The sequence below is a fragment of the Geomonas oryzae genome, from assembly GCF_004117875.1.
Classification (GTDB): domain Bacteria; phylum Desulfobacterota; class Desulfuromonadia; order Geobacterales; family Geobacteraceae; genus Geomonas; species Geomonas oryzae.
This window is the reverse complement of record NZ_RAHW01000004.1, coordinates 502,006-518,906: the sequence shown is the minus strand read 5'-3', so window position 1 is coordinate 518,906 and position 16,901 is coordinate 502,006. Positions and strand designations below refer to the sequence as shown.

Genomic DNA, 16,901 nt, shown 5'->3' with positions numbered 1-16,901 from the left:
TAAGATCGGGTTGCGACAACGGCGGCCTCCTGAGTATTTGTTGGTTGGGGAACCTCAAAATAACCCAGTGCTGTCGTTGTCGCATTTATTTTTTGTGCCCCGTTCCCGGAATTTCCTGAAGAACCTTTGCGAAGGGGGAGCCTGCCCCCCGTAGCCTTGGCGAAGGGGGGACAGGGGGGATTTGCCTTTTATCTATCCCAGTCTCAATCGGGCAGCTCAAAAGTTCCCTTCTCATCGATGATGACTCGTTTGACATCCTCCCAATCCCTGTTTATATTGCCGGGCGTCAAGAAGTAAAAAGGTGGAGGGAATCCAAGCGATGGCGGCAGCAGGCGAGAAGATCGACCAGCTCCTAGAGCAGGTCAAACAGCAGCAGATGTTCCTGGAGATGTTGGTGCGTTCCTGGGTCGACGACTACCGCGCGGGCGGCGGCTCGATTCACTGCGGCAAGGGATGCCGCAACTGCTGCAGCCTCGCCGTCCATACCGGGTTCGCCGAGGCGCTTGCCGTAGCGCGCCGCCTGGACGAGGCGCAGGCCGAGAAAGTGGAGAACTACGCGGTGCGATTGCGGGATCTCGTGAAAAACGTCCGCGAACTACCTCAATACCTGCGCCTGCACCGCCAGATGGGATTTTGCCCCCTGCTCGATGACGAAGGAACCTGCAGCGTCTACCCGGTACGTCCCCTCACCTGCCGTGCCCTCATCTCCACGCGCGAAAGCGTCTGGTGCGGCGCCGACTTCTCCACGCTTGCGCCGGAAGAACGCGAGGCGTTTCTGGCCGGGCTCGACCGCAAGGTCGTCGCCTTTCCCAGCCACTACGTCGCGACCCTGCAGGAAAGCGGCAAGGAACTCGAGGAAGCCGCGGCGCAGCACATGCGCCTTCACTTCGGCTTCGCCCTCTACGGCAACTTAGGCGTCCTAGTGCACCTGATCCGCAAAGGCCTTGCCGAGGCCTGCCAGGAAGGGCCCGATGCAGCCGCACGTTTCGTAGCCGAGGCGGGCTTCGACAATCCGCTTCTACTTACCGGCGTCCCCGGATAGCCGTCCCCTCTCCCCTGCGCAGCGTCCCTGATCCCGTTCCCGCTTGCAGAGTTCGCATCCGCCGGACTCCGAACAGGGGCGGCGCACCACGTTGTACAAGACGAAAAGAACCGTCCCCATGAAAACCGCGGCGATGAGGTTCATCCCCCCCAGCACGTCTTCCGCCTGAAGCTGCCATCCCGCCAGCGCCACCCCGCGCACGTCCGAAGCCGCGGCGGCGAGCTTTTGCAGCCCGAAGTAGAGACTCGTCCCGAGGGCGATCGCGGCTACCGCGTTGGTGGCTTTCGTCGCCATGTAGTGGCAGGAGAAGACGCGGCTTTCAGCAAGGCAGATGATCGCGCCGGTAACGACACTGAAGGCGATGCTCGGCAGGAGCATGTAGCAGACCAGTTCAATGGTCGCCTGGTTCAGTAACGCAAGCTCGATTTTCTTGGAGGAAATGTTGTAGATATGCAGCAGGTACAAAAGAGAGGCGCCGCTTGCGGCGACAACTGCGGAGGAAAGCATGTGGGCCTGTTTGAGGGCCCCTTGCATCGCGTCGTACATCGGTAGAGAGCGCATCATGGCATCCTGAATGCCGTCAACCCCACTGCAGTCGGCGGCCGCTGAACCGCAGGCCCGTACGGGCCGATGAAATAACATCGCTTCCTTGCGGGGGAACGGCCATCGGGCGGATCAGCAGGAGCACTTCCCTCACGCTATGCCGATTGCGTATACACTATTTCGATTAATAAGTAAACGAATAAGATCCACTCACCCTCGCTCCGATAGATCATGACCTTCGCCTAACTCCCACATCCCCTCTCCCTCCGGGAGAGGGACAGGGTGAGGGCGTCGGCAGCTGCAAAAAAAGGCTCCATTTCGCACCTGGATGAGAAACGGAGCCTTTCATCCTCACATCCCCCATCTCCTATTTCAGCGGCAGATAAACATCCGTCACCAACTCATGCGCGGCGACGTCCGGCATCAGGTTCAGGTAATTGAAGAAGAGCGGGAAATCCCTAAGCTCCTCGCCGCTTTTGGGGAGCCATTCCCGGTACAGCGGATAGACGGTGTTGCCGATATCATCATGCGAGCCCAGGTGGCGCACCACGGCGCAGCGGCCGCCGGGGATGACCCCGTTCACCACCCCCTGCGGGTTCTCCGGCACGGTTTGCGTCACCTCGCCGCAGATGTCGAAGCGGAAACGCTCCGGCTCGGTGACCTCCGGGTCGTCGTAAGCGACGCCGAAGGTAAGCGACTGTTTCACCGGCGACAGCCCGCTTTGCTTGCGCCACTCGATGAACCTGAGCGCAGACTCGTCCAGCTTTTCCGGTGCCCCACGGTGGGCCAGTACCGCGACCCGCGTCTCGGGGAACTCCACGATTTTCACATCCATCTCATTTCTCCTTTCGTTTTGCGGCAGCCGGAAGCGCTCCTTCCAGGGCCGCCACTTGGGTGATTTTCTGAATTGAGAAGGAGACTGTCCGAACATCTGTCTGAAGGCACGGGCAAAGGCCTCGGGGCTCTCGAATCCGGCGTCCAGCGCGATGTCGATGACCCGCTCCTCCCGGCGGTACAAGAGCCGGTAGGAAGCGTGTTTCAACCGCAGGAGCCGGATGTAGGCGAAGACCCCGATTCCCGCGTAGAGCGAGAACTGCCTGTGGAAGTGGAATTTTGAGAAGTGCGCCACCCCGCTCAACCTCTCCACCGTCAACGGTTCATCCAGGTGCCGCTCGATGTAGCGGAAGACCCTTTCGAAACGCTGCTCGTATGTCCGTGCCTTATCCATCCGTTCACCGTCCCGTCTCAATTCGAAAGCCATCCTATCCGGGAGCGAGAGATAAATCCTGACCGAAATTGCTCAATCGAAGCCTCGACAGCAACCCCGACCACTTTGACATCTTCAAAATAACGGGGTACCTTTGGCCCGTCAATCTGATATCTAAAAGGACTCGAGTAATGAGAACCATAAACACCATACGTGCGAATGACGATTGGACACTAGACGTAAGTTTCGCCAACGGTGAGGAACGCAGGTACGATGTGAGGCCTCTGCTGCAAAAGGAAGCGTTCAGGGACCTCGAGGATCTGACCATCTTCAAAACTGCTCGTAACGGAGGCTACTTCGTCGAGTGGGACAACGAGGCGGATCTCAGCGCTGACACCCTTTATCTAGAGGGTAGTCCAATCACAAAAGGGTAGTCACCCGCCACCGGCCTACGGAAAGAGCGCGACAAGTTTCGTCCTGTTTTTCCCCCTGTCCTTTTGACGGCTAATCTGGTAGGATGACTCGCTATGGGTGAGAAGCTGATTTGCAACAACAAGAAGGCGTTCCATGATTACTTCATCGAAGAGCGTTATGAGGCCGGCATGGTGTTGCAGGGGACCGAGGTAAAGTCTCTGCGCAACGGCAAAGCCAACCTGAACGACTCCTTTGCGATGGTGAAGAACGGCGAAGCCTTCCTGCACAACTTCCACATCAACCCGTACGATTTCGGCAACCGTGAGAACCACGATCCGGACCGTATGAGGAAGCTTTTGCTGCACAAGAAAGAGATAGTGAAGCTCTTTTCCAAGATCAGGGAGCAAGGCTACACGCTGATCCCGCTCAGGGTTTATTTCAAGGACGGCAAGGTGAAGACCGAACTTGGACTGGCCAAGGGCAAGAAGAACTACGACAAGCGAGAAGTCATGAAGCAAAAAGACATGAAGCGAGACGTCGTAATAGCCCTGAAAGAAAGGAACCGCGGGGCAAGAGACAGAGACTAGAGACAGGTTCTACGTTCTACGTTCTATGTTCTACGTTGTGAACGGAGGACGTAGCATAAGTCACAAAGATTGCAGCAGCTCTTGCAGTTCGGTAAGGTCAGAGGACCAAGTTTTTTACGTAGAACGTAGAACATAGAACGTAGAACATTTTTCAAGGTTTTAAGGGGGTGTAAAGGTTTCGACGGGGGTAAGAAGCTAAGGTTGCATGCCGAGGTCCGGGTGGCTCGTTAAACAATCCGGGACGCATTTAAGCGCCGACAATTACGATTACGCTTTAGCAGCTTAATAACCTGCTAACGTTCTACCTACCATCTCCCACGTGGAAGGATAGAACGTCATTCAGTGGGATAGTTTCAGGGAGCGTCCGTGGCCCTGCGGCGAAATCAAGCGGAATCGCGACTCAAGTATCCCGCCCTGTGGAGACTTGAAGGGCTAAACTCAAAAACAGGTACAAGCATGTAGACGCCTTATGTGTACGATTCTCGGACGCGGGTTCGATTCCCGCCACCTCCACCATTAGAGGATCTTAAAAGATCCTAACAAGCAAAAAGCCCTGAGAAATCAGGGCTTTTTCTTTTTCATGCGTCCAGTGTAGTATGGTGGTAACCATTGACAGCGGGGGTATTTGGGGGTACAAAATCCGGACGATACCCCCAAAACAAATCCGATACCCCCATGGAGGTTACCGTGGCACTAACGGACGTAAAGATACGGAATACAAAGCCGGGAGACAAGCCGATCAAGATTTCCGACAGCGAGGGCATGTACCTGCTGATCAATCCCGGCGGCGGGAAATGCTGGCGACTCAAATACCGCTTCGAAGGCAAGGAAAAGGTGCTGGCTCTCGGGACCTACCCGCAGGTATCGCTCGCCGAGGCGCGCGACCTGATGCGGGCGGCGCGCAAGGAGTTGAGAAATGGCGTTGATCCCGGAGCGGCCCGCCGGGCGCAGAAACTTGCCCGTGTACTGCGGGCGGCGAACAGCTTCGAGATCGTGGCCCGGGAGTGGTGGGAACGCTTCAAGCCGACCTGGACCGAGGGGCACGCGCAGACCATCCTGGCCCGACTGGAACAGAACGTATTCCCCTGGCTGGGTGGAACCCCCATCGGGGACATCGAGGCACCGGAACTCCTGGCGGTGCTGCGCCGGATCGAGGCGCGGGGTGCCCTGGAAACGACGCACAGAGTCAAGACGATCTGCGGTCAGGTGTTCAGGTACGCCATAGCCACGGGGAGGGCGAAGCGCGATGTCGCCGCCGACCTCAAAGGGGCGATCCCCCCGGCCAAGGGGCGCAACCACGCCGCGATCACCGAGCCCAAGGAAGTGGCACCATTGCTGCGCGATATCGATGCCTACCAGGGCGGTTTCGTGGTGAGGTGCGCCCTGCGACTCGCGCCGCTCGTCTTCGTGCGCCCCGGGGAACTGAGGCAGGCGGAATGGTCCGAGATCGACTTCGAAGCCGAACAGTGGAACATCCCCGCCCAGCGCATGAAGACGAAGGCCCCTCACATCGTCCCGCTCTCGACCCAGGCGCTGGACATCCTGAAGGAACTGCAGCCTTATACCGGCACCAGCCGCTATCTGTTCCCTTCCGGGAGATCCTTCGACCGCTGCATGTCCGAAAACGCCGTCAACGCGGCCCTGAGGAGAATGGGGTACGACGGTGACGTGATGACCGGCCACGGCTTCAGGGCCATGGCCCGGACAATCCTGGACGAGGTGCTGCAGATCCGGCCGGACTACATCGAGCAGCAACTGGCCCACGCGCTGCGCGACCCGAACGGCCGTGCCTACAACCGCACGGCCCACCTGGCCGAGCGGCGCAAAATGATGCAGACCTGGGCGGATTACCTGGACGGGCTCAAGGCCGGAGCCAAGGTCCTCCCCTTCAGGAGAGATGGCGCTCCTGCCTAACGGCACCGAAACCGGAAACGCGGGCACTCCGCAGTCTCTCCGTTTCCGGCGCATATCCCTCTTCTGTACAAATATACTTGCTACTTTTGCCATTGTTGTGTAGTTTTATTTGCACATTATTCGCCTGCGCACCTCGCGGGGCGAACTGAGGGGGAAGTCGTGGCCAAACAATCTAGGGCTGTCGCGGCGCTCGGGATAGACGCCCAGATCGAGCTTGAACGGCTCGGCAGGCGAATCCGTGAGGCAAGAAAAAGCAGAAAAATCTCCCTGCGGTCCATGGCGGAACGGATGATGGTGTCCACGCCAACCGTGGTGGAACTGGAGCGGGGCAACCCGGGAACGAGCATCGGGGTTCTGCTGAGAGCCCTTGCGATACTTGGCGGCAACTGGAAGCTCGCTTCGCTGGTGGAAGAAGCCCCAGGGCGAGTTCAGGAGCGGGTGACCGCAGTCCAGCTGACCGATCTCGATTTTTAGAACATGAAATGAGGTGTCTTGGTGGCAATCAGGAAAGAAGCCATTGTCTTTGTCTATTTCGGAGTCAAGCCGGTCCCTGCGGGCAGGCTCATCACCACCATCGATGGCAGGGACATCAGGAGCGAATTCGCCTACGGCACGAAGTATCTCGAACGGGAAGACGCCATCCCGGTAGACCCGGTGATGCTTCCGCTTCCGGTCCGGGGCGGGCGTAACGTCTTCACGACTCCTCCTGACTTCGGGGTGTTTAACGGCATCAGGGACGCCGGCCCGGATCGATGGGGCCGCTTCCTGATGGACAAGCGGTTCCCAGCGGTGACGCTGGACGACTTCGACTACATCATGGCTGCGGGAGCCGACCGGTCGGGAGGCCTGGGGTTCGGTTCGTCTCCGGAATCCGGCCCGGGCGTCTGGGACTTGCGGGAATTCCGGTCACACCCGGAGCGGATCCTCGACCTGGACGAAGTGATCCGGGGCATCGAGGCGCAAGAGGACAGCACCGACCCGAACTTCCTCGCCCTTTTGGAGTACGGCTCTTCCATGGGCGGTGCCCGGCCCAAGGGAACCGTCACCTGGGGAGAGGAGATCTGCCTGGCCAAGTTCACCGTGAAGGGCGACGCTTACGACATCGCCCGGGTGGAATACGCCACCATGCTCATGGCCCGCGACTGCGGCATCGATATCCCGGAAGTGGACGTTGCGGACGTAGGGGGAAAGAGCGTCTACCTCATCCGCAGGTTCGACCGGAAACGGACCCCCGACGGGGTGGAACGTTACCATTTCTGTTCGGCGCTGACCGCAACGGGGATGCATGAGGCAGACTACGGCTCCTATTCCTACGACGAAATCGCCATGGCCATCGCCCGTTTTTCCGACGAACCGGATCGCGACCGGGAGGAGCTTTTCCGGCGCCTGGCCTTCAACGTTTTCGTCACCAACTCCGACGACCATATGCGCAACCACGGCTTTCTTTATACCGGAAAAGGACGCTGGAGGCTTTCCCCCGCCTACGACATCGTACCCGTTCCCCAGACCGGGGAGACGTACAGCCAGGCATTGAAGTTCGGCCGGTTCGGCAAAGAATCCAGCCTAGCGAACCTGGAGGAAGCGGCTAGGATGTTCGGCGTCCGCAAGGGTACTTCCTCGGAGATTCTGGACCGGGTGCGCGAGGTTGTGCGGGAGTGGCAGAGCCGTTTTTCTGCAGCCGGCGTGAGCGACAGCGACATCGCTAAGCTGTCCGGGTGCTTCAGGGACGAGCTGCTCCGGCGCTAGCACCGGAGCGCTCGCCTTCACGGCCGGTCGTCTTCCCGCGGGTGCCGGTCGAGCAATGCCCTTATGGACCCGACAGTCCAGGCAGAAATCCGATACGAGAGTTTGACCGGCGGCGGATAAATCCCCTTCTTGATCCCCGCGTACCAAGCCGCCCGGCTCACTGGAATAAGCGGCGTAATGGCAGGCCTCGGCGTCTTTAGTCCCCTGCCGGATTTCCTGTTCGCCGCCGCCTGTTCGCTGGTAACTTCCTTTTGCCCGATGATCTGGGGCAGCCTCACGTACCCGTCGCCGGGCAGCACGTTCGTGTCGTTCATGTGCAACCTCCCTGTCGCTTTTCTGTACGTTAGGTCCTACCGGTCAACCCATGTTGGTGCCGCTCGGCCACTCTGCGCAGCGCGAGATTTCCACCCCATCACCGTGGGGCGGTCGGCCTTGGCAAGCCGCTCCCCTCAGTCGAAAATGTGCGGGCCATGGATGCGTCGAAGGCGCGCAGCTTCGGCTTCGTCATGTGCCACCAACTGCTTTTCCAGGATCTGAAAATAGCTCCTGATCTTGTCGATGCTAGGCATCTTTTCGTGAAGAAGTTCCAGATTTTCCGTCACCAGGGCGAGTTCTTCATCGAGGTTATCGGTACGTTCCAGCGCATCCAGCGCGACCGAAATGAGGTCGGGTATCTCCATGTAGCGGGAGGCTGCCACCCTTTCCAGCCGGTCCAAAAGAGCCGGCTCCAGTCGCACTGTCAGATGCGTTTTTTTCTGCACACCCTCCTCCTTTTCACGTGGTACCGCTGGTACCACAATGATATCGGTAAGTTACGACTGAGTTACCGGGCCTGTGGTACCATGCAAAGCCCTGTTAAAACGGACTTTTTCCTGAAGCGGCCCGCAAGGGCTGCGTCAGGTGTGAAAGGAAAATCAGCCGAGCGAAGCGAGGCCCGCCTGACCACTGCCAGCCCGAAGGGAAAGTGCGCCGCAACCGCACCTGAACGTTCCACCGCTCAGTCCCTAAAGCCCATGCCAGGAAGCTTCGGGAGGGTGAGCTCCAGCTGCCGGTCCACCACCTTCTGCACGGCCCGGACCTGCAGCGCCTGCTCCGGAATTCTCAGCCCCGGAGCACGGAGCAGCGGGACCACATGTTCGAGCGAGGGAGCCCTGCGCACCCCGTCCCCACGCTTCAGCATTGCCCGCTCCAATTCTCCGATGCTCCTTTGCAGATCGTGCGGCGCCTCGGTGATGTCCCTTTGCTGCGTGCGCGTGATCTCCCGCACCGGTTCCCTCGCTATGTCGAGCGTCGAACTCTTGCCGTCGACGAACTGCACCGACCGCTCGAGATCCTCGATGGAGTTGGTGAAGACGCGGGTCGTGAAGCGGGCACGGGTGACGGCGACGTTCAACGCGTTGTAGCTCATCCGCCCGTAGGATTCTCCGAGCTCCTTTCCCGGTTCCAGCTCCACCCCTTGTCTTGGTCGCACCGGCGCGTAGAGGATGGAGTGCTCCACGGTCGCCCCCTGGCTCTTGTGGATGGTGAGGGCGTAGGCGTGATCGAGGTGCCGGTACTTCTTGATATCGAGCGTCACCTCGCGCCCCTCCAGGTCGACCCGCATCCGCCCCGCGTCGTCGATCTCACGCACCACCCCGAGCGAGCCGTTTTGCACCCCGAGCCCCCGGTCGTTTTTCAATGTGACGATTCGGTCGCCAACGGAAAAGCTCCGCTCCTCCTCCCGTAACAGCGTGGTCCGTCCCGGCAGCTCGGCAGCGGGGAAATCCTTGGTCACCTCCCGGACCACCTTGCGCCGTTGCCGGTCCAGGGTCTCGAACGATAAATCGACCCGCACCTGGTTACGCTCCCGGTCGAGCCCGACCACCGTTCCCTCGGCGTGCAGCCGCGCTCCCCAGGCGACCGTCCGGCCGTCCTCGGTTCGCTCGCCGGAAAAGTGCAGCGTGTCCCCGAGCTGGTACCCCTCGACGGTGATCCCCTGGCGCACCGGGGCGAGCACCGGAAAGCTCCTCCCTGCCTCGATCTCGCGACCCGTAACGCGTGCCCGGCGAATCTCGCGGTTCAGCCCCCTGGCGATCTCCAGGAGCCCGGGGTCGCGCTGCCTGAGGATCTCGGTAAGGTGCGCGTAGTCGACCTCCTCTTTGAGACCGAGCTCCCGCACCTGCCGCAAGAGGTCCCCCGCCTGGATCCCCTGCATCTGCTTCGAGTCCCCAAGGAGGTGCAGCTTCACCCGGAGGCCACTTTGCCGCAGCTCATCGGCCACGTCGAGAAGGCGCTCCGCCTGCCTCGCTCCAAGAAAACCCGCCTCGTCCACCCGGAGCACCACCTGCGTCTCCCGCCCCTTCGGGATGAGGATTTTTTCACCCGCGACCACTAGCATGGGCGGCTCGCCGTTCGCCCTCTGTAGGGCAAATTTGGAAGCCGGATTCCCGTTTTCGAAACTGTCGAGGGTAAGGGCGGGCCTCCCGGTGGCAAGGGACAACTCCCGGGCCGCCTTCCCGGTATAGGAGAGGTTGACGGAGAGGTGCTCTCTCCCCTCGGGGCGCAATACCTCCTCGTTGAACCTCTCGACGATCTCCAGGGTGGAGGTCTTGGCGGTCCCCGGGTCCCCGATGGTGAGGGCGACGCCCCGGCTCCCGGTCAGTTCCAGAAGGACCTCGGCTTTCTGTCCGGCTGTCAGCCGGACGCCCTCTCTCTCCTGCCAAAGCTCCAGGTAGGCCTCGACCTCGGGGACGCGCGCGACACTCTCGAAGGGAGGAAATTCCCTGATCCTCTCCAGGTTCCGGGACTCCAGCTCCAGCATCTCCCGCGTGGTGTAGAACTCCCGTCCCCTGGCGTCACGCCCGAGGCGCCGCAGGTCGAGAGTCCCGCCGTCGATGGCGAGGTTCAGCGCGGCAACGGAATGCTCCCCCCCTGAGACGAGCACCGCCTGGTCCAGAAGACGCGCCCGGTCCAGCACGGCCTCGCGCTCGGTGAGATCCCGAGCAGCCAACTCCACCACACGTGAGGCATCGGGAATGGTGTGGGAGATCGAGAGTTCTCGGCCCCGTTCCACCTCACGCTTCACTTGGGCGAAGGAGGTGCCGCACTCCTCGAAGCCGCGCTCGAAGATGCGGGTCACCTCCTCGTTGGTGATGCTCCGCTTCGGGTCCCGGCCCTCCAGCGCCGCCATCTCGTAGAGTCGGGCGTGGGGCACCTCGGCAAACCTCCCCTCGTCCCTCCCCTCGTCCCTCCAGAGTTCCACCTGCTCCTCGATGGCTTGACGCCTGGAGGAGAAGTGCCCGATGAGAAGCGGGTCGATCCCCTTCAACTCGATGAACATCTGCGAGCGGTCCCGAACCTCCACCTCGAAGCCACGCTCCGAAAGTTCTCGCGCGAGCGCCTGCCGGTACAACAGCCCCAGGGACTTCTGGTCCTGGAAAATGGCCCTGGGTTCGTTTGCCCTCCAGCTTCCGTCCCCGGTGTGCACCGCGTTCACCACGAAGACATGGGAGTGCAACTGCGGATCGACGTTGCGGGAGGTGGCGCGGTCGAACTTGGCCGCCACCATGCCGCCGCACCTGATACCCTCGGGGCTGCGGTAATGGCAGTAATGCTCCTCCATGTGCGAGATGACCGAGGTCACCGCCGCGTCGTGCGCCTCTCGGATCTGGTCCACCCCTGCGGCGTAGGCGATGGAGACCGACTTGGGGGCTGAGAAGGTGCAGTCGTTCCCGGCACGGTGCGTCTCGGTAAGCCCACCGCTCTCCCGGTCCCGTGTCAGCTTGGGTGCGACGATCCGGTTCCTCTCCGGGTTCTCCCCCCGGCACAACGCGCGGAACTCCTCCTCCGCAACCGGGCCGTCGAGCCCCAACGCCTTTGCTCCACGGCCGTACCAGTGGCTGCTCCCTTCCTCGAGCCCGCCTAGGTAGTAGTCTTCCCTGGAGAAGTACCCGCCAGCCTGCCCTGCGGCCATCCCCGGTGATACCGACATCATCGCTAGATCTCCAGCCCTCACTCCAAAAGAAGATAGCATCTGCTCCAAAGCCTTATGCGGAATTGGCAAACTTTAACAAAGATCGAGCGCTTTCCAATGGGCACCACAGGAGCAGATTCCTATTGTTCTTCATTAACCTTGCATGCTATCCTGCGCCCACCAAGGGGAAGGTATAAAGGCGCGCCTGAACCTCAAGCCTGGCCAGAAAAGGGAAGAGCAACAGTTAGCTTTGTTGCACTCAGCTGTTGGTACTGAAAGGAGATAGCATGAATTTGAAGGAGTTTGTTGCGGAGTCTCTTGTTGAAATTGTGAAGGGGGTCTCAGATGCTCAATCACGCCTAGTTGAATCTGGAGCGCAGATTAGCCCTAAGGTTCGAAGCTTGTTCACAAACAGCCAAACCGGAGGCACTAATATGGCGCTTGGTTGGGACTATAATGGAGGGGTTATACAATCTGTTGATTTTGATGTTGCAGTCACAGCTATCGAAGGTGCCGATGCAAAAGGCGGTATCAACGTCGTTTCTGGAATATACAGCTCGGGTGCTCATGGCAAATCTAGCGAGCTGAACCAGTCTATTTCGCGAATAAAATTCAAAGTTCCCATCTCTTTGCCGAAGCATTCTTCTTCTGATAAAGGCCGCGAGGACTTAAATGGCTAAAGATCTTAAAAGTCAGGCATGTAATACCGTACAAAGACAGCGTGATGCCCTTCTTAACATCAAGGATCAGTTAGATGCTAGACTGCCACAATGGAGGGACCGTACACTTCGATTTCTGAGCGATACAATTGTTGACGATGAACTAAGAATACTATCAAGTATAAACTCAAAAACATGGGAGCAAGAAAAACAGGAATACCTAGTTTTTTTAAATGATCTTGAACAAGGGATAAATGATCTACCACGTCAATTTCTCCGTATTGACCCGCTCCCACTTAATTCTAAAATCAGTAATGATTCCACATCTAGCGAAAATGCTGACAAAACTAATCGAGTATTTGTAGTACATGGACATGACAGCCTTGCTAAAACTGATGTTGCAAGGACTTTGGAGAAGGTAGGACTCGAGGCTATAATTCTCCATGAGCAACCAAATGAAGGTAAAACAATAATTGAAAAGTTTGAGCGAGATGCAAAACAAGTTAGTTTTGCGGTCGTGCTCTTAACACCGGATGATATTGGGTATCCGATAAACAAACCAGATGTACAAAAGCCACGTGCTCGACAAAACGTCGTACTCGAATTGGGCTATTTTTCAGGTGTCCTAGGAAGATCTAACGTATGCGTGCTGTATAAAGGTGAGGTTGAAATTCCGACCGACTACCTTGGCGTAGTTTACATAAATATGGACGAAGGGGGGGCGTGGCGGTTCAATCTGGCAAAGGAACTAAGACAAGCAGGCCTTAAAGCAGATCTGAACAGACTTGTTTAAGGGGCATGCTGGAGGCGGGCGTGGCGGGGGGCGGTACGTCCAGTCGATCCACTAGTTACGTTGCAGTACAGGAGGCAAAATGCGCCAAATAAGCCCGATTGCCGGAAATGTTAAAAACCATGAAAACCTGTTCCTTTCTGTGCTGTTTCGAGCACTGCTAATAAACGACTATAGAGAAGCATTTTGATTATTACAAAACTTTCTATCTAATCTAAGAGAAACTAAAACGAAAAATTCACGGAATTAAAAGTGAGGCCATCTTAGATGGAGTAGCTAGTTTGCCCGGAGGTGAATTTGAAACTTGAGAAACTAAAAATAGTCAACTTTAAGAGGATCGAGCGAGTTGAATTTGAACTTGCTGATATTAACATTCTTGTTGGCACAAATGGTTGCGGTAAGTCGTCCATTATTCAAGCTATCCATTTAGGTTGCTGTGTGTTACGACAAGCCGACCGAGTAGAGAGAGGGTCAACCAGTACGGTTGGAATTGAAGAGCTTGACTACCTTCCTACAGATAGTTATAAAAGACTAGGACATAACACTGAGTGGGGTAATAAAGTAGGAACACCATCTTCTTCAATAGAACTAGGATTCAAAAGAACTGCGGATAATGTGAATTTTTCCGCTTTATGCGAACTTAGGTCGGCTCGAAACGCAGGAATTTCAATCACTGGCAGTGTCCCACTTGAATTAGTAGACATCCTCAGAAGAAAGAGGAAATTCTTTTCAGCATATATTCCTGGTATATCAGGTATACCAAACAAAGAAGAAAAAAAAGCAAAGAAAGTTATTCTGAAGGCATGTTCTTATGGTGATTCCAATATCATTCTTAGGAATGTCTTGTTGTTATTAAAAGATAGGTTAGATTTATTGGAAAGATGGATAAGTAATATAATAGGCCCAATAAGAATCATAGTGGAGTATGACGAAGAACGTCACCTTATTGTAGCCTGTAAAATTGAGATAAATGGGTCTGCTAGGCCGATTGAATTAATAGGCACAGGTTATCTGCAGCTTATACAGATATTCTCATATATCTTGTTGTTTGATCCAGGTATTTTATTAATTGACGAACCAGATATTCATCTTCATCCGACGATGCAAGAAAAGTTGGTTCAGGTGTTGGCAGTAGTTGCTAGTGAAAGAAACACCAAAATTCTTCTCACCACTCATTCGCCTTTTATAGTAAGAGGAGCCCCAGTAGATTCTAAGGTGTATTGGGTCAAAGATGGCAGAATTGAGTCAGATAACAGAACCGAAGTAGAACTTGCACTTGGTTGGGGCTGTTTTGGCAAAAAAATCTTAATCATTTCTGAGGACACCAAACTAGGTCTACTTAAGAAGATCATCTCACAATGGCCAGAGATTGATAAGTTCGTAACCTTTTATCCCGGTACGGGGTACAAACATATAGCGACTCCTACTCAAGCTGCCGAGATATCAGCTGCACTAGGCAACAAATTCAAAGTAGTTGTTCATAGGGACCGTGATTCATTGACCGACGTAGAAGTTGATAATTTGTCAGTTTCCTATAACGAGAAGGGAGTGACCCTCTGGTTTCCAGACCTGTCGGATGTTGAAAGTTATTTCTGCCAGGCTGAGTTCATACAGTCGTTTTTAGGTTGTTCTGCGGCTGATGCTAATGAGAAGATAACCAATATACTTACACGGCATGCTCAACCTATTCGTGAACAATTCAACAAGCAGAGAAGTGCTCATAATGAAGAACTTTACAAGGCTGGCGGAAGCCCGACTAACGAAGATGTTTGGGAAACTTTTCAGAACCGTCACTTGAAAGGAGCAAAAGGAAAGTATGTTTTCAACCAACTCAAGAACGAAATCCCAGGCAATGTATTCAAAGAAGACGCCATACTCAGAAGCACGTTAGATGGAAATATTGCTGTAGGACTGAAGGCTAAACTTGAGCACTTACTGAATTAAAGCATCTAATTGAGAATTGAGCACATGTATTCAAGCTGGTCAGCCTCGTCCCAATTGCCACGCAATGCCCGGTCGTCGCGATAATCCGCGCCGCCGGAAGCGCAGCAGACAGCGGACGGCTATTCTGCAGCCGCTGCGCTCCCAGCGTTAATGGAGCTGAAGCACCTTAGCCGCCCCCTCCTTCATGAGCCTTTCGAGTTCGCTGGCGATCGTCTGGAGCGGCTTGCGCAGATCCTCAACGTCCGTCGCATCGTAATGTCGCCCAGAAATCGTGCTGTCCACGTGGTTGGTAAGCCGGTCGGCGTCCTCGAAGATCTTTCAACCGCCGCGCCGTGGTAATGAAGGTCCGGCGCAGGTCGTGCACGGTGATGTCCAATCCCTCTTTTCTTTTAAATTCGCACCAGCGGTAAACTACAATATATGGCCCATGAGAGCGAGTAAAATGGAAATATATACTTTCGATGCACGAAATATTATTGTTTGGAACGTAATAAAAAGTTCATTTGAAATGAATCCTGTCGAAATGCATAAAGAAATAATCGATGCCTTCGAACAAACCAAAGAACAGCTAAAAAAAACTGGCGTTTCATACGACAAATTCAAAAATGTATTAGTGCCAAATAAAGATAAACACGAAGCTTGTTTTATTTTTGATTCACAAAGGACTGTCAATTCTGTGAGTTATGGCACGGAGATTTTTAATCATATCCTCCCTGAGATAATGAAAATACAAAATGCGGCGGTATTTTACGGGGACATACTTTGTGGGCATTCACGTGATGTCCAAATTCGTATGTGCACTGAATTTTATAATAAAATTAATCGTACTGACAGGATTAATTTTCAACATTCTAGACAATACTTCGCGGTTTACGTCAATAACCTTTCAGCACGAAATATACAGATCATCGACAAAAGCCTTGAGAACTGCGTTTCCTATGTCGGGTTTGCTGACCTCACCTTTAGTTGCTTCTTGAAGGATGTGGTAGCAAGCTGCATTGGGCAAGGTTTCATCAAAATCGGAAACAAAATTTTTGTTTCAACTCCGTTCGATGACATTGATAATGGACACGGTTACATACCTTTCGATTGTGATCAATATCCAGTAGATATATTCGGTGTTGAGGATATTTACTTTGGAAGTTTTCTTTCATATAAAATACAACGTCGCTATGTTGATTCTGACAATGAAGATCAGTTTTGGGGATTGAATGCAGTCACTACAACGCCAACCATATTAGCTGGATATGATATTGAAATAGAAGATAATAAATACGATTATTTAATGCAGAAAAAAGGAGGTTCACTTAGCATTACCGGTCTCAATGCAATGACAAAGAATGAATTAATAAAGGTGCTTAAAAGCCAAATCAATACAAATTATATCTTTAATATAAGCTTTTCCAAGGAATTCGATTGCTTAAAGTTTGCAACTTTGGTTGAGATCTATTGCGGAAAAATTCGCAGAAAATACTTAGCAGCTTTTCAAGTCAAAAAGGAAAAAAAGACTCTTCGGTTGATTTCTATGTACTAGTAAAGTTATGAGGGGGAACGTAGTTTAGTTTGCCAAGTTATTAAGGTGAACTGGACTTCGAAGGCCGCGGGGTTGGGTATTGATAAATGGATAACTCGAAGAGGTGGTCAACTAGCCGGTTAGGCGCCGCCGAAGGCGGGTCAACGGGGCGCCTCGTTCACTGAAGTCGTAATATCTTTGCTCTCATTCCTTCCACCATCAACCGTTCCAACTCGTTCGCTATGGTCTGGAGCGGTTGACGCAGGTCCTCCACGTCCGTCGCATCGTAGTGCCTTCCCGAAATGGTACTGTCCACATGGTTGGTGAGCCTGTCAGCATCCTCGAAGATCTTCAGCCGCCGCGCCGTCGTTATGAACGTTCGGCGCAAGCCGTGCACCGTAATATTTAGCCCGGTGTTGAGCTTAAGCGCTGCAGCCATGAGCCTTACGTGCCCGGTCTTGTTGGTGCTGTAGCGAACCGTCTTCACCGCCGGGAATACCCAGAGTGGACCATCTCTGATCCGTCCCTTTGGTCGGAAGGCACCATTGTGCCAACCCGAGTGGCAACGCTCGTTTCCGAGTACCTTCATT

16 protein-coding genes and 1 other RNA gene are annotated in these 16,901 nt (G+C 55.0%); 11 read left to right on the top strand and 6 right to left on the bottom strand.

Going from position 1 to position 16,901, the window contains the following annotated elements:
• Positions 1 to 319 precede the first annotated feature (319 nt).
• A complete protein-coding gene (locus D6Z24_RS13100) occupies positions 320 to 1,042 on the top strand; it encodes a YkgJ family cysteine cluster protein (RefSeq protein ID WP_129127036.1) in 723 nt (240 codons plus the stop codon).
• On the opposite strand, the gene D6Z24_RS13095 is transcribed toward D6Z24_RS13100, so the two are convergent.
• Together D6Z24_RS13095 and D6Z24_RS13090 are read right to left on the bottom strand one after the other, a co-directional pair.
• Positions 1,019 to 1,603 (bottom strand): hypothetical protein, encoded by a 585-nt coding sequence (locus D6Z24_RS13095; protein ID WP_129127035.1) that lies wholly within the window; start codon positions 1,601 to 1,603, stop codon positions 1,019 to 1,021. The genes D6Z24_RS13100 and D6Z24_RS13095 overlap by 24 nt on opposite strands.
• A gap of 349 nt (positions 1,604 to 1,952) precedes the next feature.
• Positions 1,953 to 2,813: an AraC family transcriptional regulator gene (locus D6Z24_RS13090; protein WP_129127034.1), complete on the bottom strand. Its 861-nt coding sequence runs from the start codon at positions 2,811 to 2,813 to the stop codon at positions 1,953 to 1,955.
• Positions 2,814 to 2,983: 170 nt separating this feature from the next.
• On the opposite strand from D6Z24_RS13090, the gene D6Z24_RS13085 reads away from it, so the two are divergent.
• The 6 genes from D6Z24_RS13085 to D6Z24_RS13060 all read left to right on the top strand — a co-directional run bounded on the left by D6Z24_RS13085 (position 2,984) and on the right by D6Z24_RS13060 (position 7,453).
• The gene (locus D6Z24_RS13085; protein WP_129127033.1) at positions 2,984 to 3,226 is read left to right on the top strand and encodes a DUF2442 domain-containing protein; all 243 of its coding nucleotides are present in this window, start codon (positions 2,984 to 2,986) and stop codon (positions 3,224 to 3,226) included.
• 93 nt (positions 3,227 to 3,319) lie between these two features.
• Complete coding sequence (gene smpB, locus D6Z24_RS13080) at positions 3,320 to 3,793, top strand: SsrA-binding protein SmpB (RefSeq protein ID WP_129127032.1); 474 nt, start codon at positions 3,320 to 3,322, stop codon at positions 3,791 to 3,793.
• 163 nt (positions 3,794 to 3,956) lie between these two features.
• Positions 3,957 to 4,309: a transfer-messenger RNA gene (ssrA, locus tag D6Z24_RS13075) on the top strand.
• 171 nt (positions 4,310 to 4,480) lie between these two features.
• Entirely contained in the window at positions 4,481 to 5,707 is a 1,227-nt protein-coding gene (locus D6Z24_RS13070; protein ID WP_129127031.1) for a tyrosine-type recombinase/integrase, read from the top strand.
• 159 nt (positions 5,708 to 5,866) lie between these two features.
• Positions 5,867 to 6,181, top strand: a complete 315-nt coding sequence (locus D6Z24_RS13065; protein ID WP_129127030.1) for a helix-turn-helix domain-containing protein — start codon at positions 5,867 to 5,869, stop codon at positions 6,179 to 6,181.
• Between the two features lie 21 nt (positions 6,182 to 6,202).
• Complete coding sequence (locus D6Z24_RS13060; protein WP_162605132.1) at positions 6,203 to 7,453, top strand: type II toxin-antitoxin system HipA family toxin; 1,251 nt, start codon at positions 6,203 to 6,205, stop codon at positions 7,451 to 7,453.
• A 17-nt stretch (positions 7,454 to 7,470) separates the two neighbouring features.
• Here D6Z24_RS13060 and D6Z24_RS13055 read toward each other — a convergent pair whose 3' ends face one another.
• From D6Z24_RS13055 to mobF, 3 genes are all read right to left on the bottom strand, one after another.
• Positions 7,471 to 7,767 (bottom strand): helix-turn-helix transcriptional regulator, encoded by a 297-nt coding sequence (locus tag D6Z24_RS13055; RefSeq protein WP_129127028.1) that lies wholly within the window; start codon positions 7,765 to 7,767, stop codon positions 7,471 to 7,473.
• A 135-nt stretch (positions 7,768 to 7,902) separates the two neighbouring features.
• Entirely contained in the window at positions 7,903 to 8,214 is a 312-nt protein-coding gene (locus D6Z24_RS13050; protein ID WP_129127027.1) for a hypothetical protein, read from the bottom strand.
• 236 nt (positions 8,215 to 8,450) lie between these two features.
• Positions 8,451 to 11,426, bottom strand: a complete 2,976-nt coding sequence (gene mobF, locus D6Z24_RS13045; RefSeq protein WP_162605131.1) for a MobF family relaxase — start codon at positions 11,424 to 11,426, stop codon at positions 8,451 to 8,453.
• Positions 11,427 to 11,692: 266 nt separating this feature from the next.
• On the opposite strand from mobF, the gene D6Z24_RS13040 reads away from it, so the two are divergent.
• The 4 genes from D6Z24_RS13040 to D6Z24_RS13025 all read left to right on the top strand — a co-directional run bounded on the left by D6Z24_RS13040 (position 11,693) and on the right by D6Z24_RS13025 (position 16,332).
• The gene (locus D6Z24_RS13040; protein ID WP_129127025.1) at positions 11,693 to 12,085 is read left to right on the top strand and encodes a hypothetical protein; all 393 of its coding nucleotides are present in this window, start codon (positions 11,693 to 11,695) and stop codon (positions 12,083 to 12,085) included.
• Positions 12,078 to 12,857 (top strand): TIR domain-containing protein, encoded by a 780-nt coding sequence (locus tag D6Z24_RS13035; protein ID WP_129127024.1) that lies wholly within the window; start codon positions 12,078 to 12,080, stop codon positions 12,855 to 12,857. The genes D6Z24_RS13040 and D6Z24_RS13035 overlap by 8 nt, the downstream gene beginning before the upstream one ends.
• 294 nt (positions 12,858 to 13,151) lie before the next feature.
• A complete protein-coding gene (locus D6Z24_RS13030) occupies positions 13,152 to 14,798 on the top strand; it encodes an ATP-dependent nuclease (protein ID WP_129127023.1) in 1,647 nt (548 codons plus the stop codon).
• Between the two features lie 442 nt (positions 14,799 to 15,240).
• Positions 15,241 to 16,332 carry a hypothetical protein gene (locus D6Z24_RS13025; protein WP_129127022.1) on the top strand — a complete coding sequence of 364 codons (1,092 nt, stop codon included), beginning with the start codon at positions 15,241 to 15,243 and terminating at the stop codon, positions 16,330 to 16,332.
• Between the two features lie 157 nt (positions 16,333 to 16,489).
• Here D6Z24_RS13025 and D6Z24_RS13020 read toward each other — a convergent pair whose 3' ends face one another.
• Positions 16,490 to 16,798 (bottom strand): site-specific integrase, encoded by a 309-nt coding sequence (locus tag D6Z24_RS13020; protein WP_129127021.1) that lies wholly within the window; start codon positions 16,796 to 16,798, stop codon positions 16,490 to 16,492.
• Between the last annotated feature and the right edge of the window lie 103 nt (positions 16,799 to 16,901).

Bases quoted from the DNA above. Each gene is read 5' to 3' on its own strand.
- D6Z24_RS13095 (WP_129127035.1), bottom strand. From the start codon at position 1,603: ATGCGCTCTCTACCGATGTACGACGCGATGCAAGGGGCCCTCAAACAG.
- D6Z24_RS13090 (WP_129127034.1), bottom strand. From the start codon at position 2,813: ATGGATAAGGCACGGACATACGAGCAGCGTTTCGAAAGGGTCTTCCGC.
- D6Z24_RS13040 (WP_129127025.1), top strand. From the start codon at position 11,693: ATGAATTTGAAGGAGTTTGTTGCGGAGTCTCTTGTTGAAATTGTGAAG.
- D6Z24_RS13100 (WP_129127036.1), top strand. From the start codon at position 320: ATGGCGGCAGCAGGCGAGAAGATCGACCAGCTCCTAGAGCAGGTCAAA.
- mobF (WP_162605131.1), bottom strand. From the start codon at position 11,426: ATGATGTCGGTATCACCGGGGATGGCCGCAGGGCAGGCTGGCGGGTAC.
- D6Z24_RS13025 (WP_129127022.1), top strand. From the start codon at position 15,241: ATGGAAATATATACTTTCGATGCACGAAATATTATTGTTTGGAACGTA.
- D6Z24_RS13055 (WP_129127028.1), bottom strand. From the start codon at position 7,767: ATGAACGACACGAACGTGCTGCCCGGCGACGGGTACGTGAGGCTGCCC.
- smpB (WP_129127032.1), top strand. From the start codon at position 3,320: ATGGGTGAGAAGCTGATTTGCAACAACAAGAAGGCGTTCCATGATTAC.
- D6Z24_RS13085 (WP_129127033.1), top strand. From the start codon at position 2,984: ATGAGAACCATAAACACCATACGTGCGAATGACGATTGGACACTAGAC.
- D6Z24_RS13035 (WP_129127024.1), top strand. From the start codon at position 12,078: ATGGCTAAAGATCTTAAAAGTCAGGCATGTAATACCGTACAAAGACAG.